Annotated in this window: 16 protein-coding genes and 1 pseudogene; 13 read left to right on the top strand and 4 right to left on the bottom strand. The window is 67.9% G+C overall.

All coding sequences use genetic code 11. The features are described from left to right. Window positions 1-4: 4 nt before the first annotated feature. From C3L37_RS08860 to C3L37_RS08850, 3 genes and pseudogenes are all read left to right on the top strand, one after another. The gene (locus C3L37_RS08860; protein WP_129114248.1) at window positions 5-1003 is read left to right on the top strand and encodes a THUMP domain-containing protein; all 999 of its coding nucleotides are present in this window, start codon (window positions 5-7) and stop codon (window positions 1001-1003) included. Window positions 1004-1078: 75 nt separating this feature from the next. After that, window positions 1079-1177, top strand: a pseudogene (locus tag C3L37_RS08855) (IS5/IS1182 family transposase); the annotation flags it as partial. 278 nt (window positions 1178-1455) lie between these two features. After that, window positions 1456-2022, top strand: coding sequence for a peroxiredoxin (locus C3L37_RS08850; protein WP_129114247.1), 567 nt, complete (start codon window positions 1456-1458; stop codon window positions 2020-2022). A 72-nt stretch (window positions 2023-2094) separates the two neighbouring features. On the opposite strand, the gene C3L37_RS08845 is transcribed toward C3L37_RS08850, so the two are convergent. The 3 genes from C3L37_RS08845 to C3L37_RS08835 form a co-directional block, all read right to left on the bottom strand. After that, window positions 2095-2415: an antibiotic biosynthesis monooxygenase family protein gene (locus tag C3L37_RS08845; protein ID WP_129114246.1), complete on the bottom strand. Its 321-nt coding sequence runs from the start codon at window positions 2413-2415 to the stop codon at window positions 2095-2097. Between the two features lie 212 nt (window positions 2416-2627). Further along, the gene (locus C3L37_RS08840) at window positions 2628-3236 is read right to left on the bottom strand and encodes a protein sorting system archaetidylserine decarboxylase (protein WP_228546185.1); all 609 of its coding nucleotides are present in this window, start codon (window positions 3234-3236) and stop codon (window positions 2628-2630) included. Next, a complete protein-coding gene (locus C3L37_RS08835; protein WP_129114634.1) occupies window positions 3233-4261 on the bottom strand; it encodes an AAA family ATPase in 1029 nt (342 codons plus the stop codon). The genes C3L37_RS08840 and C3L37_RS08835 overlap by 4 nt, the downstream gene beginning before the upstream one ends. A gap of 124 nt (window positions 4262-4385) precedes the next feature. On the opposite strand from C3L37_RS08835, the gene rnz reads away from it, so the two are divergent. The 5 genes from rnz to rio1 all read left to right on the top strand — a co-directional run bounded on the left by rnz (window position 4386) and on the right by rio1 (window position 10071). Then, window positions 4386-5315, top strand: a complete 930-nt coding sequence (gene rnz / locus C3L37_RS08830; RefSeq protein ID WP_129114245.1) for a ribonuclease Z — start codon at window positions 4386-4388, stop codon at window positions 5313-5315. A 159-nt stretch (window positions 5316-5474) separates the two neighbouring features. Further along, on the top strand, window positions 5475-7448 hold the full coding sequence (locus tag C3L37_RS08825; RefSeq protein ID WP_129114244.1) for a DUF460 domain-containing protein: 1974 nt from the start codon (window positions 5475-5477) through the stop codon (window positions 7446-7448). A gap of 296 nt (window positions 7449-7744) precedes the next feature. After that, a complete protein-coding gene (locus C3L37_RS08820) occupies window positions 7745-8737 on the top strand; it encodes a tyrosine--tRNA ligase (protein WP_129114243.1) in 993 nt (330 codons plus the stop codon). Window positions 8738-8780: 43 nt separating this feature from the next. Then, window positions 8781-9065 carry a translation initiation factor eIF-1A gene (eif1A, locus tag C3L37_RS08815; protein ID WP_129114242.1) on the top strand — a complete coding sequence of 95 codons (285 nt, stop codon included), beginning with the start codon at window positions 8781-8783 and terminating at the stop codon, window positions 9063-9065. A 112-nt stretch (window positions 9066-9177) separates the two neighbouring features. Continuing rightward, window positions 9178-10071, top strand: coding sequence for a serine/threonine-protein kinase Rio1 (gene rio1 / locus C3L37_RS08810; RefSeq protein ID WP_129114241.1), 894 nt, complete (start codon window positions 9178-9180; stop codon window positions 10069-10071). Here the strand turns inward: rio1 and C3L37_RS08805 are convergent. After that, the gene (locus C3L37_RS08805; RefSeq protein WP_129114240.1) at window positions 10068-10517 is read right to left on the bottom strand and encodes a GNAT family N-acetyltransferase; all 450 of its coding nucleotides are present in this window, start codon (window positions 10515-10517) and stop codon (window positions 10068-10070) included. The two genes, rio1 and C3L37_RS08805, sit on opposite strands and share 4 nt — an antisense overlap. A gap of 371 nt (window positions 10518-10888) precedes the next feature. Here C3L37_RS08805 and C3L37_RS08800 point away from each other — a divergent pair, with 371 nt between their 5' ends. The 5 genes from C3L37_RS08800 to thsA all read left to right on the top strand — a co-directional run bounded on the left by C3L37_RS08800 (window position 10889) and on the right by thsA (window position 16436). Further along, on the top strand, window positions 10889-12034 hold the full coding sequence (locus tag C3L37_RS08800; RefSeq protein ID WP_129114239.1) for a tryptophan--tRNA ligase: 1146 nt from the start codon (window positions 10889-10891) through the stop codon (window positions 12032-12034). An 81-nt stretch (window positions 12035-12115) separates the two neighbouring features. Then, window positions 12116-13201, top strand: a complete 1086-nt coding sequence (locus C3L37_RS08795) for a guanosine monophosphate reductase (RefSeq protein ID WP_129114238.1) — start codon at window positions 12116-12118, stop codon at window positions 13199-13201. A gap of 71 nt (window positions 13202-13272) precedes the next feature. Further along, the gene (locus tag C3L37_RS08790; RefSeq protein ID WP_129114237.1) at window positions 13273-13815 is read left to right on the top strand and encodes a KH domain-containing protein; all 543 of its coding nucleotides are present in this window, start codon (window positions 13273-13275) and stop codon (window positions 13813-13815) included. A gap of 164 nt (window positions 13816-13979) precedes the next feature. Then, window positions 13980-14630, top strand: a complete 651-nt coding sequence (locus C3L37_RS08785; RefSeq protein ID WP_129114236.1) for a hypothetical protein — start codon at window positions 13980-13982, stop codon at window positions 14628-14630. Window positions 14631-14780: 150 nt separating this feature from the next. Further along, window positions 14781-16436, top strand: coding sequence for a thermosome subunit alpha (thsA, locus tag C3L37_RS08780; protein ID WP_129114633.1), 1656 nt, complete (start codon window positions 14781-14783; stop codon window positions 16434-16436). Window positions 16437-16521 lie beyond the last annotated feature (85 nt).

Below are 16521 nucleotides of genomic sequence, written 5' to 3'. Positions count from 1 at the left end.
GACCGTGTACTGTCTCGAACTCGCCGGCACCGACGACGCGTTCGCGGGCCGCGAGGCGGAGAGCGCCGCGACCGGCGTCGAGGTCGTCGCGCCCGGGGTCGCCGTCGCCCGGGGGATCGAGCCCGAGCGCGTTCGGACCCTCGCGTACGTCAGGCGGGCGAGCGATCTCGTCGGACGGACGGACGCGAGCGTCGCGAACGCCCGCGCGCTCCTCGACGCCGCCGAGATCGGCCGCGAGGGAACCGTCGCGGTCCGGGCGCGCGACGTCCGCGCCACGACCGGCGCGAGCACGAGGGAGGCGGAGCGCGAACTCGGCCGCGTCCTCGTCGACCGCGGGTTCTCGGTCGACCTCGACGATCCCGACCACGAGCTGCGCGCGCTCTTTTCGGACGGCGTCTGTTTCCTCGGGTGGCTCGACGTCGAGAGCGTCCGGGACTTCGGCGGTCGAAAGCCGACCGACCGCCCGTTCTTCCAGCCCGGGAGCATGGATCCGCTCGACGCCCGCGCGCTGGCCAACATCGCCGGCGCGAGGCCGGGCGCGACGGTGCTCGACCCGATGTGCGGGACGGGCGGCGTGCTCATCGAGGCGGGCCTCGTCGGCGCGCGGGTCGTCGGGAGCGACGCGCAGCGCAAGATGGTCCGCGGGGCGCGACGGAACCTGGGCGAGTATCTCGACGGCGCGGCGGCGCGGCGGACCGATCGCGCGCCGTGGGACGTGCTCCGCGGCGACGCGACCGCGCTCCCGCTGTGCGACGACGCGGTCGACGGCGTCGCGTTCGACGCGCCGTACGGCCGCCAGTCGAAGATCGCCCGCCACGACCTGCGCGACCTCGTCGCGGGCGCGCTCTCGGAGGCCGCCCGGGTCGCCCCGCGGGCGGTCGTGGTGGCGGATCGGTCGTGGCGGCCCGAGGCGGTCGACGCGGGCTGGCGCGTCGAGGAGGTCTTCGAGCGACGGGTGCACCGGTCGCTGGTGCGGCACGTGCACGTGCTGGAACGGGCGTGAGGTGGCCGTTTCGAACTCTCGGCTCGAAGCACGGGGCGGGAATCGTGGGATAGTCGAAAGCGTAACTCGGGTGAAGGGAAATATGGTGCATTCGTACGTTCACGGCACGGGTGGAAGCAGCTCCGTGAACTCGTTGTCGACTGTCTCACTCACAACATCGACAAAGCACTCTGAACGTTAGATATAGCGGATGCGCCTATCATACAACCGAGTCCTGCTCTTGTCGCACATGATTTCGTCTTCGACTCCGCACCACCATCAGAAATACCGGCATTTGTGGGACGCCTCGAAACGAACCGACACCCACTGCCATGACACCGTCTCATTTTGCCTAGAATCGTCCACCGATTCCCCAGCGGATGAAATTTAATTAGAAACAGAAATATTGGATCTAATCTGGATATATTAATTCTGGCGAATGATTATCTATGTGTAGTGTGTTGTATAGAACGATGGCCGAGGACTTCCCCCTGCCGGACGACCTACCAGCACCGGAAGACGACGGAGCGGCCGACCACCTCCAGGGAATGGAGATGCCCGACGTATCGCTCCCGGCGACCGACGGCACGACGGTCAACCTACAAGACCTCCCCCCTCGCACAGTGATCTACGTTTACCCCTTGACGGGGCGGCCCGACAAGGACGTGATTCCGGAGGGATGGGAGGACGTGCCGGGTGCCCGCGGCTGCACTCCCGAATCACGCGGCTTTCGCAGCCACTACGACGAACTCGTCGACAACGGCGTCGGGGAGGTGTTTGGCCTGTCCACGCAGACGACCGGGTACCAGCGTGAGGCTCGTGACCGGCTGCACCTCCCCTTCGAGATGCTCAGCGATGCCGAATGGGAGCTGGCGAGCGAACTCGAATTGCCGGCTTTCACTATCCAGGGGGACGAATACCTGAAGCGGTTAACGCTGGTCGTCTCTGATGGACGTATTGAGCACGTCTTCTACCCGATCTTTCCACCGGACGAACACGCGAGTGAAGTCCTCGAATGGGTGAGAGAAAATCCCCGATAGATGAAACACCGAGTTGTACTCTGCCGGCGGACCCGTTCTATTGTCCGAGGATTTTCGTGATGGCTCGGGACGCTATACGGGTGGATCGGCGTCGTCACCAAACCCACTCCCGTACGACTCGACGACTTCTGTAACCGTGACTTCGTACGCATCGTACCACTCTGTCCACCGCTGTTTCGCCTCTTTGTGGTCAGAATCTGCGCCAAACGACTCGATTGCGTCCAACGACTCCCAGTAGTAAACGACGAGAGCCTCTTCACTCTCAGGGGCATGCCACGTCCGCTTGCCCAGATACCCCTCAGTGTCCTCGGCAGCCACTTGTATCGCGTCATTCAACTCGTGAAACTCCGCATCGTACTCCCCCGGATCGAGACGGAACGTGACAAGATACACGATGATCAATTCACTCCCCCGCGCAGATAAGACTCTTCCCGTCCGTGGATACACGCCCTCAACGAGAGACTCTGTTCTCTCGGAATTCTCACATTTTCGGCTTTGGCCACTCTCGCCTCGAACTCCATTCCTATGCAACACGACCATAATGGTCGAGTATCACGATACCGACTCGGTACTGAGCTTCGACGGCTGACCCGTGCCGAACCTCACTACCGCCGCTCCGCGAGCACCGTCTCGCCCGCGATCACTTTCTGTCCGCGGACGACGTGCACGTCGTCCGCGTCGACCCACTCGGGCAGCAGCACGTCCGCGCGGCTCCCGAACGCGACGTGCCCGATGCGCTCGCCGCGCGCGACGGTGTCGCCGGCTTCGAGGTACGGGTGGATCCGCCGGGCGAACCACCCGGCGACGAGCGACACCTCGTGCGCGCCGAAGTCGACGTCCACCCGTTCGTTGCGCTCCGAATCCTTCGAGAACGCCGGCCGGTGCGCACCGGGGCGGTGCTCGACGGACTCGACGTAGCCGTCCAGCGGGGCGCGGTTGACGTGCACGTCCGTTACGTTCATGAACACGCCGACGCGGACGCGGTCGCCCTCCTCGCGGACGACGGAGACGGTCCCGTCCGCCGGCGAGACGATCCCCGACGGCGGCGGCGTCCGCTCCGGATCGCGGAAGAACGCGAGGACGGCAGCGCCGACGAGGAGCACGAGGACGCCGAAAAGCGGCGACGCGAGGAGGAGCGGAAGCCCGAGGAGAAGCGGCGGAGCGGCGAACCGCCACGCGCCGGGGGCGAAGCGGAGGCGGGGCGGCGTGATCACGCGACCGTCCCGCTCTCGTCGCCCGCCCCGGTCTCCCACGCGACGAGGAGGTGCGTGAGGTGGAGCCTGTCGTCCGTGCCGACGGCGAGGTCGAGGTCGACGGCGCCCGCGAGTCGATGGAGGCGGGCGAGGTCGTCGCCGCCGTAGTTCGCCCGCGCGACGCGAAGGAGTTCGCCGAGGAGTTCCCCCCCGTCGTACCCCTCCTCGTCGAGGAGCGTCCCGATCGTCTTTCGCGCGGCGGCGACGTCGCCCGACTCGGCGGCCGCGAGCGCGCCGCGGAGGTCGTCGTCGCGTCCGATCTCGCCGAGCGTCTCGTAGGCGGCGGCCATAGTGATCTCGCCCGCGGCGCTCGCGGTGGTTTGCGCGCCCAGAATCGACCGTCTGAGGTTCCCGTTCGCGTACCCGGCGACGTATTCGAGGCCGTCGTCGTCGTAGGCGACGCCCTCCTCGTCGGCGATGCGTTCGAGCACCGCGACGGTCTCGTCCGTCGTGGGGGCGCGCACGGGTACCGGGAAGCAACGCGAGCGGATCGGCGGGATGAGCTTCGAGGGTTGTCGCGTCGTGACGACGAACTGGGTCGTCCGGTGGTGTCGCTCCATCACCCGCCGCAGCGCCTGCTGGAAGTCCTCGCGGATCGCCTCGGCGTTGTCGAGGACGAGCGTCCTGAAGTCGCCCGAAACCGGTGCGTAGCTCGCGGACTCCTTGAGCACGTGGTTGATCATGTCGCGCTTCGCCATGCGACTCCGACCGGCGAGGAAGGATTCGAAGCGCGGATCCTCGCGGATCTCCTTTTTGGTCCGGTTGAAGAAGTCCGCGACGTTGAGCTCGACGAGGTCGTTCGCCACGTCCTCGTGCGTCTCGCGGGCGAGCGCGCGGACCGCCGCGGTCTTGCCGACGCCCGGCGGCCCCTGGAGGACGAGGTTCATCGGCTCGTCGACAGTCCGTTCCAGCCGCTCTCGCACCTCGGACTGCGGAAGCTCGTCGAGCGTCGGCGCGTGCGTCTCCGTCCAAAGCGGCGGGTCCATCGGAACGGCGTAGACGGCCACGAGGTAAGAATCGGTCGATTCGGGGGTCGCGACCCGAGCCTCGCGGGCTCCGGCGACGGCGGCATTCGACACGCGTAAACCCCTGCCGCCGTAGGTTCCGAGTATGTCGATGCGCGTGACGTTTCTCGGAACCAGCGGGGCGGTCCCGACGACCGAGCGGGCCCCGAGCGCGATCCTCGTCAACCGCGAGGGCGAGCGGTTGCTCTTCGACTGCGGCGAGGGGACCCAGCGGCAGATGATGCGCTTCGGCACCGGCTTCGCCGTCTCTCACATCTTCGTCACGCACCTCCACGGCGACCACATCCTCGGCATCCCGGGGTTGATACAGAGCTTGGGCTTCAACGACCGCGAGGAGCCGCTCGCGATCCACGTTCCCTCCGGCGCTCGAACGCACATCGAACGGCTCGTCCACGCCGGCGGCCACCAGCCGGGCTTTCCGGTCCGGATCAACGAGGTCCGACCGGGAACGACTGCGCTCCACGCGGACGACTACGAGGTCAGAACGTACCGCACCGAACACCGAACGCGCTCCGTGGGCTACGCGCTGGTCGAGGACGACCGCCCCGGTCGGTTCGACCGCGAGCGGGCCGAGGAACTCGGCATCCCGGTCGGCCCGAAGTTCGGCAGGCTCCACCGCGGCGAGCCCGTCGAACTGGACGACGGGCGCACGATCCGCCCCGAGCAGGTCGTCGGCGAACCCCGCCCCGGCCGGACGTTCGTCTACACCGGCGACACGCGCCCGATCGACGGGACGGTCGAAATCGCCGCCGCCGCCGACCTGCTCGTCCACGACGCGACGTTCGCGAGCGACGACGCCGACCGCGCGCGGCAGACGGCCCACTCGACCGCTCGAGAGGCCGCGGAAATCGCCTCGCGGGCGAACGCGAAGCGACTCGCGCTGACGCACGTCTCCTCGCGCTACGCCGGCGACGCTTCGAAATTGGCCGAGGAAGCCGCCGCCGCGTTCGGCGGCGAGTCGTTCGTCGCCGCCGACGGCCAGAAGGTCGAGATCCCGTACCCGGACGCCGAGTAGCCGCCGACGAGGCGGTGATTCGGGACGAAGAGTGACGGCTCGCCGCATCTCCGGGGAACGCTCCGCTGATCGCTCCGATCGGCTCGCGGCCCCGTTCACGCCGCGGAGAGTTACACCGTCGGCGTGGGGTATTTATCCGCAGCCGTCCTACGCGCGGCCGTGAACGCCCGGACGAGTGCGCTCGACTCGTTGGTGTTCGGCGTCGACGTTCAGAGCGGCGACGTCCGCGGCGATGCGCCGTCCTACGCGCTCGTCGCCCTCGAAGACGAACACCTCGATCGTGACGTCGTCTCCTTTCGAAAGCTGCAACGTCTCATCTCGCGCGAAGAGCCGGCCATCGTCGCGACGGACAACATGTACGAGTTGGCGGCCGACAAGAACGCACTCGTCCGGTTTCTCCGCTCGCTCCCCGACCGGACGAGGCTGGTGCAGGTGACCGGCGCGGAGCGGCCGGAACCCCTCTCGCGGGTCGCCTCCAGACACGGCGTCCCTTACGGCAAAAAGCCGATGAAGGAGGCCGAGGCGGCCGCCAGACTCGCCGCCGCGAACGTCGGCTACGAGGTGTCCGCCTTCACCGACACGACGATGGTGAAAGTCTCCCGCGGGCGCTCGACCGGCAAGGGCGGCTGGAGTCAGGACCGCTACACCCGGCGAATCCACGGCAACGTGAAGAGCGCCGCCCGCGAGGTCGAATCGAAGCTGAAGGAGGCCGGACTGTCGTACGAGCGCGACGTGACCGAGAAGTACGGCGGCTACGCGAACGCGACGTTCGCGGTCGAAGCCCCGCCCGAGGAGATCCCGGCGTCCGATCGCCGGTCGGGCGACATCCGGATCGAAATCGAGCGCGAGCGACGCGACGGCATCGAGTTCGAGCCGCTGGTGAAGCGCCGCGATCACGTCGTCGTCGGAATCGACCCCGGGACGACGACCGCAGCCGCGGTCGTGGATCTGGAGGGGACGGTCCTCGACGTGTACTCGTCGCGGACGGCCGACACGGCGGACGTGATCGAGTGGCTCATCGAGCGCGGCCGCCCGATCGTCGTCGCCGCCGACGTGACCCCGATGCCGGAGACGGTCGAGAAGTTTCGGCGGAGCTTCGACGCCGCCGGTTGGAAGCCGTCGTCCGACCTCCCGATCGACGAGAAGCTCCACCGGACGCGAAACGAGGCGTACGACAACGATCACGAACGCGACGCGATGGCGGCCGCGCTGTTCGCGTACGACGCGCACGAGGATCAGTTCGAGCGCGTCTCGCGGAAGGTCCCGCCGCAGTTCGACCGCGGCGAGGTGATCGCCCGCGTCGTCGCCGGCGGCGAGTCCGTCGAGGCGGTGCTCCGCGACCTGACCGAGGACGAAGAGTCAGAGGCGGAGGAGACCGAGCACGAGCCGCGCGAACTCACCGAGGAGGAAAAGCGAATAAAGCGGCTCGAAGCCCAGGTCGGCCGGTTAGAGGGACACGTCGAGGACCTGAAGGAGACGCTCGGAGATCGGGACGATCGCATCGAGGAGTTCAAACGCGAACTGTCGGACGCTCGCCGCGAGGAGCGACGGAAGGCCCGCGAGCGGCGCGAGGTGAACCGCCTCGAACGCGAGAACGGCCGACTGAAGCGCGAACTGGAGGCCGAGCGCGAGCAGGTGGACGAGCTGGAGACGAAGTTCGCGCGCCTCAAGACGCTGTGGAAGCTCGACCACTCGAACTTCGCCGACGTGGCCGAGGGGCGCGATCTCGTCCCGGTCAAGGTCGTCGATCAGTTCACGAAGGGCGCGATCGAATCCGCCGACGAGCGGTACGGACTCGCGTCGGGCGACGTGGTCTACCTCCGGGACGCGAGCGGCGCGGGCTGGCGGACGGCGGAACTCCTCGCCGAGACCGAGCCGCGGATCGTGCTTCGCGATGGCGGCCTCTCGGAGGCGGCGGACGAGGTCCTGTTCGACCGCGAGATCCCCGTCGGTCCGGCCGCGGACGTGACGATTCAGGAGGTCGACGAGCTCGCCGTCGCCCGCGAATCCGAGGTCGAAGCCGCGATCGAGGACTGGGAGGCTCGCGCCGAGGAGCGACGTCGCGAGCAGAAGACGGCGATGGTCGACCAGATCATCAGCGAACACCGCGCGGGGGAGGGGCAGAGCGACTGATCGGCCCTCGGCGTCGTATCGCGTCGTCGCTGCGGGAGAGTTCGTCGGCGAGGACGGACCGCAAAGGGGGCGAACAGGCGGCACGGGCGTCCGCGAAGCGGCGTGCCGCGCACCCGCCTCGACTCGCTTCGCGGCGACTCACTCGATCACGGACGTCGGTGGTCCCGTTCTCGTACTTCAACTCTCGGGAAGCCCGTCGTCGCCGGGTCTGGTCCGGCGGCGGTGGGTCCGCGGACCTGCGGGTCGCGCGCCGCGCTTTCAGAAGTCATATCCCGACCCCCGAAGACCACACGGGTATGGACGCCTACGAGCGGATCACCCGGAACGTCTCCGAGGTGGTCACGGAGGACGAGGTGCGCGCGCTAGCCGAATCGCCGGAGGGCAAGCGAGCGTACGTCGGCTACGAGCCCTCGGGCGTCCTCCACGTCGGGCACATGCTCACGGCGACGAAGCTCATCGACTTACAGGAGGCGGGCTTCGACGTGACCGTCCTCCTCGCGGACGTACACGCGTACCTCAACGACAAGGGAACCTTCGAGGAGATCGCCGAGACGGCGGCGCGGATGAAGGAGCAGTTCGTCGCGTACGGGCTCGACGAGGAGAGGACCGAGTTCGTCCTCGGTTCCGAGTTCCAGTTCGATCGCGAGTACGTGCTCGACCTGCACGCGCTCGAACTGGAGACGTCGATGGCGCGCGCCGAGCGCGCGATGGCCGAGATCAAAAGCGGCGAGACGGTGAAGGTGTCGCAGGCGGTGTACCCGCTGATGCAGGCGCTGGACATCGTCTACCTCGACGTGGACCTCGCGATCGGCGGGATGGAGCAGCGGAAGGTTCACATGCTCGCCCGCGACACGCTGCCGAGCGTCGGCGCGACCTCACCGACGTGCCTGCACACGCCGCTGATCGCGGACCTCTCGACCGGCGTCGGCAAGATGTCCTCGTCGGAGGGGATCACCATCTCCATGGAGGACTCGACCGACGACATACGCGAGAAGGTGAACAAGGCGTACTGCCCGCCGACGCGCGACCCCGAGCCGGACGACGAGGGCAACGACCGGGAGAACCCGGTGCTCCAGCTCTTCGAGTACCACGTCTTCCCCCGGCTCGACCGGGTCGTCGTCGAGCGCCCGGAGAAGTACGGCGGCGACCTCGTCTACGAGGACTACGAGTCGCTGGCGGCGGATCTCGAATCGGGCGAACTCCACCCGGCGGACGCGAAGAGCGCGCTCGCGGAGTACCTCGACGAGTTGATCGCCCCCGGCCGCGAGAAGGTTCGATCGACGGACTAGGGGTCGAAAAACGTTAAACGTCGCGAGGTCGAATCCCACGCACATGAGCGAGAACGAAGGCAGGCGGGACCTCCGAATGCCCGACGACGACGAGGTGTTCGCGACGGTGACGAACATGCTCGGCGCGAACCGCGTGAAAGTGCGCTGTGCGGACGGGACGGAGCGAACCGCCCGAATCCCGGGACGAATGCAAAAGCGCATCTGGATCCGCGAGGGCGACGTGGTGCTCGTCGAGCCGTGGGACTGGCAGGACGAAAAGGCCGACATCACCTGGCGCTACGAGAAGGCCGACGCCGACCAACTCCGCCGCGAAGGCCACATCCAGTAACCGCCGTGTTCACCGCCACGCGTCGCGCCGCGCCGTCGTCGATCGATTGCGAACGACCGAGCGAACGCTCGCCTGCCCCTCTCTTATCCCGGGCGTTCGGACGGGCGAACGGATGACCGACGAGTTCGGCCTGGTCGACCCCGAAGCGGGCGAGGGGTTCGGCGACGAGTGGGAGGAGATCGACGTCTCCGACACGGAGGCCGACCGCATCGCCCGACGACGGGATCGCGAGTTCGACGAGTTCAGAAAGCGCATCAAGGACGCCGATCAGTTCAAGGTCGAACAGTCGGTCTTCGACGACGCCACCTTCGCGGCCATCTACAAACTCGTCCAGGACGGCCACATCGAGGCGTTCGGCGGCCCGATCTCGACGGGCAAGGAGGCCAACGTCTACGAGGCGCTCGGGGACGAGGGGCGCGACGTCGCGGTCAAGATCTACCGCATCAACGCCTCGAACTTCCGGCACATGCGCGACTACCTCGAAGGCGACCCCCGATTCGAGGGGATCGCCTCCGACAAGAAGGAAGTCGTCCTCGCGTGGACGCAAAAGGAGTTCGCGAACCTCGACCGCGCCCGACGGGCGGGCGTGCGCGTTCCCGAGCCCGTCGCGGTCGAGCGGAACGTCCTCGTGATGGAGCTCGTGGGGCTGGTCGAAGAGCGCGCCCGCCGCCTCACCGAAGTGCGAGTCGAAAACCCCGAGACGGCGCACGAAGTCGTCAGGGAGTACATGCGGCGGCTGCACGGCGCGGGGCTGGTCCACGGCGATCTCTCGGAGTACAACATGATCGTCCACGACGGGGAACTCGTGATCATCGACCTCGGACAGGCCGTCACGGTCCACCACCCGAACGCCGACGAGTTTCTGCGACGGGACTGTACGAACGTGGCGAACTTCTTCTCGCGACAGGGCGTCGACGTCACCGACGACACGCTGTACGAGTACGTGACCGACGCGGAGCCGGATCCCGAAGCAGACCTCGACGGGTCGGAGAAATCGGAACGCTAGAGCGGCTTCGTGAACACGTAGCTCGCCCGGTCCATCTCCGCTCGCTCCTCGTAGAACCGGTGCGCGTCGGCGCGTTGCAGCCCGGACGAGAGCGCGAGTCGCTCGCACCCCTCCTTCGCGGCCCACTCCTCGACGAACGAGAGCAAGCGCCCCCCGTATCCCTTCGATCGGTGGTCCGCGTCGGTGACGAGTTCGTACACCCAGGCGTGCCTGCCGTGGTACATGTTCGTCGAGATTCCGACCCCGACGAGGGCGACGACCTCCCGGTCGCCGGCGTCGTCGCCTTCGGCGGCCAGCGCGAAGAGTCGGTACCCGTCGCCGCGCATCCCGCGGACGAGCGAGACGAACTCGTCCGCGTCGAGATGGGTTCGGAGCTGTCTCATCACGGGGAACGCGGCGCGCCACTCCGGTTCCGTCTTCAGTTCGCGGATCTCGGTTTCGGTCATTCGGCGGTGCCGACGAGCCGTCGGAGGTAGTTCGTGTCGGTGGCGACGAAACCCGCCGCGACGGGGCGCGGTCGGCGAAACCCTCATATCGACCGGCCGGGTACCTCGAGGTGACTATGCCCGTCCGCGGCACGCGCTGGCGCTGGTGGCGCTCCCCTCCGGGAGCGGAGGGTGCCGCCCTCGCCCGCGTCGCGGCGTAACCCGGCGCGGTCGGGTCGGACGCTCGCTCCGTTCTTCTGTGGCTCCGTCGTGTTCGACGGCTATTCGACCGGTTCGGCCCACCAGATCCGCCTACCAGTCCAACCCACCAGATCCGCCCACCAGTCCAACCCACCAGATCCGCCCACCAGTCCAACCCACCAGATCAACCGATGCCAGATTTCACCGTCACGCCCTACGCGGTCGAAGGCGAGGTCGACTACGACCGCCTCCTCGATCGCTTCGGCGCGGACGCGCTGACCGACGAACAGCTCTCGAAGTTCCCCCGGCCCCCGCACCCGCTGCTCCGCCGACGGGTGTTCTACGCCGGCCGCGACGTCGACCGCTTCGCGGAGGCCGCGGCGGCCGGCCGGCCGACGTCGATCGTGACCGGTCGCGGGCCCTCCGGGCCGATGCACCTCGGGCACATCCTGCCCTTTTACTTCGCGAAGTGGCTCCAGGAGGAGACGGGCGCGCACGTCTACGTGCCGCTTTCGGACGACGAGAAGTACTTCGCGAAGGACCTCACGTTCGACGAGATACGCGAACACACCCGCGAGAACGTCCGCGACCTCGTCGCGGTCGGGTTCGATCCGGCGCGGACGCGCATCGTCGTCGACACCGCGGACGCGGACGTGATCTACCCGCTCGCGGCGACGTTCGCGAAGGAGATCACGCAGGCGACGGTGAACGCGACCTACGGCGAGCCGCCGAACGTCGGGCTCTCGTTCTACCCGGCGGTCCAGACCGCGCACCTCCTCCTGCCGCAGCTCGTCCGCGGGCGGCACCCGACGCTCGTCCCCATCGCCGTCGATCAGGACCCGCACGTTCGCGTCTCGCGCGACGTCGCCGCCAAACGGCGGTACGGCGTCGACAAACCCGGCGCGCTCCTGTCGAAGTTCCTCCCCCGGCTGAGCGGCGGCGGGGGGAAGATGAGCACCAGCGACGAGGAGCCGAGCATCCTCCTCACTGACGACCGCGAGACGGTGCGCGAGAAGGTGATGCGGTACGCCCGCTCCGGCGGTCGCGCGGACGTGGCCGAACACCGCGAGAAGGGCGGCGATCCGGCGGTCGACGTGGCGTACCAGCTCCTGTTTTACTTCTTCGAGGACGACGACGCGACCGTCGAGCGCCTCGCGCGGGAGTACCGCGAGGGGACGTTGCTGACGGGGGAGCTGAAAGAGTACGCCGCGGAGCGGATCGCGGACTTCCTCGACGCGCACCAGTCCCGTCGACCGGAGGGAAGCGTCGCGGAGGCGGTCGCGCCGTACCGGTTGACCGCGGCCGAGCGAGAGCGGCTTCGACCGCGTGCCCTGTGAGCGCTGCCGCCGAGAGCGATTCGCAGCCGCTGAAGGGAACCGGTGGCGTTAACCGGCGTGAGCGGCTAGAGGTGCGGCGGTATGGATACTCTCAGAGTCGGCCTGTCGTACGGCGACGTACTGCTGGTCCCGCAGCGATCGCCGGTGGACAGCCGGAGCGACGTCGACCTCTCGACCGATCTCACCCCGAACGTCCGGCTCGACACGCCGCTTTTGAGCGCGCCGATGGACACGGTGACGGAGTCAGATCTCGCGACCGCGCTCTCGCGCGTCGGCGGGTTCGGCACGATCCACCGATTTCTGACCATCGACGAGCAGGCCGAAGAGGTTCGCGCGGTGAAGGCCGCGGGCGAGAAGGTCGGCGCGGCCGTCGGCGTCAACGAGGACTACCTCGACCGCACCGAGGCCGTCGTCGATGCGGGGACGGACGCGGTGGTGGTGGACGTGGCGCACGGCCACCTCGAAAAGTGCCTCGACGCCGTCGAGCGGATCCGCGCGGAGTTCCCCGCGGCGGACCTCGTCGTCGGCAACGTGGCGACGGCGGCGGGCGTCGAAGACCTGTACGCCGCCGGTGCCGACTGCGTGAAGGTCGGCATCGGTCCCGGGTCGCACTGTACGACCCGAAAGGTGGCGGGTGCCGGCGTCCCGCAACTCACGGCGGTGGACGACTGCGCGGCGGTCGCCCGCGACCTCGGCGTCACCGTCGTCGCCGACGGGGGGATCCGCACGTCCGGCGACGCGGTGAAGGCGCTGATGGCCGGCGCGGACACGGTGATGATGGGGAGCCTGTTCGCCGGGGCGGAGGAGTCGCCGGGCGCAGTCATTGAGCGGGACGGCATCCGGTACAAGCGCTCGCGCGGCATGGCCACGACGGCGGCGGCGGAGGAGCGGACGGACAAGGAGAACGAGGTTCGCGCCGACGAGGGCGTCGAGGGCCTCACGCCCTACAAGGGTCCGGTGGCGGAGGTCGTCGCCGAGTTCGCCGCGGGCATCCAGTCGGGGCTGAGCTACTGCGGCGGACGGACGATTCCGCAGGCGCGCGAGAAGGCCGAGTTCCTCCGCGTCGCGCCGAGCGCACAGGAGCGCGAGGGCGCACACTACGACCACGAGTGGGAGAACGTCGGTGTCGACACCATCGCGAAGGCGATCGCGGAGCACTCCGATTGAACCCCGAGGAGATCACCTCCGGCGAGCGCCGACGAAAAAACGCTTAAACGGCTCGGAGGGGTAGCGGGCGTATGCAACACGTGAAGGTTCCGCAGGACCGCATCGGTGCCCTCATCGGTGACGGCGGCGAGACCATGCGCGAGATCGAACGTCGCGCCGAGGTCCGCCTCGACATCGACTCGGAGAACGGGGCGGTCGCGATCGACTCGGTCGGCGATCCGGTGACCGGAATGATCGCGCCGGACATCGTCCGGGCCATCGGCCGCGGCTTCGCGCCCGGGTCCGCCCTCTCGCTGCTCGACGACGAGATGCGGATGTTCGACCTCATCGACCTCGCCGATCAGACGCGAAACAAGAACGACCTCCACCGCCAGAAGGGCCGACTCATCGGCGAGAACGGCAGAACGCGCGAACTGATGGAGGAACTCACGGGCGCGGAGGTCGTCATTTACGGGGCGACGCTCGGCATCATCGGCCAGCCGGAGGAGGTCGAGGCGGTCCGACGAGCCGCCGGAATGATCCTCGACGGCGCACCGCACGGTGCGGTGTACTCGTTCCTCGAACGAAAACACAACGACCTCACCGGCGGGTTCGACATCCGGCCGTCGGGGTAACCGTTTTCCGGATTCGTTTCGAGAAGACAGTCATTTCTTCCTGAAATTCGCTAATTCGTGCCTAAACGTCCGGTTAACGGCAGTTTTAGATGGGTAACTATTTATTACTGAAACAGAACCACACTGCCAGCGGCTCGAAATTGAGTCGAGATCGAGTACTTCGTATGACACGACACGACACGCCATCGATTCGACGGTCGTCGTTCGAATCGACGTTGACGCGAAGAGCGGGACTCGCGGCGATCCTCGGGGGGGCGCTGTTCGCGCTCCTGCCCGTCGTCGAAGACGCCGTCGGGTCCCTGCTCCCCGTTGCACCGGCCGCCATGACAACGTCGCTCCCGGAAGTCACCAGTTTCCTCCTGCTCTTGGGGGGGTTGTACGGCGTCTTCCTCCGGTACACCGACGGAACCGCCGGGCCCGCGACCGCGGGTATCCTCGCCGTCGCGATCGGACTGCTCGCCCTCGCGGCGGGGTCGGTCGCCGAACCGTTCACCGGGGGTGCCCGGACGCCGACGTCCCCCGACGGCCTCGCGATCCTGATCGGGTACTTCGCCGTACTCGGCGGCGGCATCCCGCTGGGAATAACGCTCCCGCGCGCGAGCACCGTCACGCGACTCGCATCCGTGCTCCTCGTCGCCGCGCTCCCGGTCGCGCTCGTCGGCTCGTGGATCCTGGAGGTGACCGTGGGCTCGGGCGTCAGCACCGAACTGTCGTGGGCGGTCCTCGGGACGCCTCTCGGGGTCGCGTTCGTCCTGCTCGGCGTGCAACTGGTGAACGGCCGGCCGAAGCCACGGAACCGCTCGTCGAACGCCTGAAACCCCGCCGCGGGCGTCGCGTCTGCGGCGTGACTGGTTTCCACCTCGCCTCCGTGCCCCGATTTCGCACGCCGTATACCGAAGGTTTTTTATAGAATCACAAACAATCCCGGAGTGACTATGGCTCAGCGACGAATGGGTAACCAGCCCATGATCGTACTCTCGGAGGAAAGCCAGCGCACCTCCGGGCGGGACGCACAGTCGATGAACATCACGGCCGGGAAGGCCGTCGCCGAGGCCGTTCGGACGACGCTCGGTCCGAAAGGGATGGACAAGATGCTCGTCGATTCCTCGGGCGGGGTCGTCGTCACGAACGACGGCGTCACCATCCTGAAGGAGATGGACATCGACCACCCGGCGGCGAACATGATCGTCGAGGTGAGCGAGACCCAGGAGAACGAGGTCGGCGACGGCACGACGACCGCGGTCGTCATCGCCGGTGAACTCCTCGATCAGGCGGAGGAGCTCCTCGAATCGGAGATCCACGCGACGACCGTCGCGCAGGGGTACCGACAGGCCGCCGAGAAGGCGAAGGAGATCCTCGACGAGCAGGCCATCGACGTGAGCGAGGACGACCGCGAGACGCTCGTCGAGATCGCCTCGACGGCGATGACGGGCAAGGGCGCGGAGAGCGCCAAGGATCAGCTCGCCGAGCTCGTCGTCGACGCCGTGGTGGCCGTGGCCGACGACGACGGGATCGACACCGAGAACGTGAGCGTCGAGAAGGTCGTCGGCGGTTCGATCGACAACTCCGAGCTCATCGAGGGCGTCATCGTCGACAAGGAGCGCGTCGACGAGAACATGCCCTACATGGTGGAGGACGCGAACGTCGTGGCCTTCGACGGCGCGCTCGAGATCAAGGAGACGGAGATCGACGCCGAAGTCAACGTCACCGACCCCGACCAGCTCCAGCAGTTCCTCGACCAAGAGGAAAAGCAGCTGAAGGAACTGGTCGACAAGCTCGTCGACGTCGGCGCGGACGCCGTCTTCGTCGGCGACGGCATCGACGACATGGCCCAGCACTACCTCGCGAAGGCGGGCGTCCTCGCGGTGCGCCGGGCGAAGGACAGCGACCTGAAGCGCGTCGCCCGATCGACCGGCGGCCGCGTCGTTTCGAGCCTCGACGATCTCTCCGAGGACGACCTCGGCTTCGCCGGCTCCGTCGCCCAGAAGGACATCGGCGGCGACGAGCGCATCTTCGTCGAGGACGTCGAGGAGGCGAAGTCCGTCACGCTCGTCCTCCGCGGCGGGACGGAGCACGTCGTCGACGAGGTCGAACGCGCCATCGAGGACTCCCTCGGCGTGGTCCGCACGACGCTGCAGGACGGTAAGGTGCTGCCCGGCGGCGGCGCGCCCGAGACCGAACTCGCGCTGCAGCTCCGCGACTTCGCCGACTCCGTCGGCGGCCGCGAGCAACTGGCCGTCGAGGCGTTCGCCGACGCGCTCGAAGTCATCCCGCGCACGCTCGCCGAGAACGCCGGCCTCGACCCCATCGACTCGCTGGTCGACCTCCGCGCGCGCCACGACGGCGGCGAGTTCGACGCCGGTCTCGACGCCTACACGGGCGACGTGATCAACATGGAAGCGGAGGGCGTCGTCGAGCCGCTCCGCGTGAAGACGCAGGCCATCGAGTCGGCCACCGAGGCCGCCGTCATGATCCTCCGGATCGACGACGTGATCGCCGCGGGCGACCTCTCGGGCGGTCAGGTCGGCGACGACGACGACGGCGACGACATGCCCGCCGGCGGAATGGGCGGCGGCATGGGTGGCATGGGCGGCATGGGCGGCATGGGCGGCGCGATGTGAAAACGGTCGGGACCGACCACACCTGAGCCCCCGCCCGCGGCCGACGCCGCAGGACCCGCACGCCGAACCGACGATTCGCTTTCTT

It is taken from the genome of Halegenticoccus tardaugens (genome assembly GCF_004116405.1).
GTDB lineage: Archaea > Halobacteriota > Halobacteria > Halobacteriales > Haloferacaceae > Halegenticoccus > Halegenticoccus tardaugens.
The sequence above is the reverse complement of the archived record's forward strand: the minus strand, read 5'-3'. Positions and strand labels throughout refer to the sequence as shown.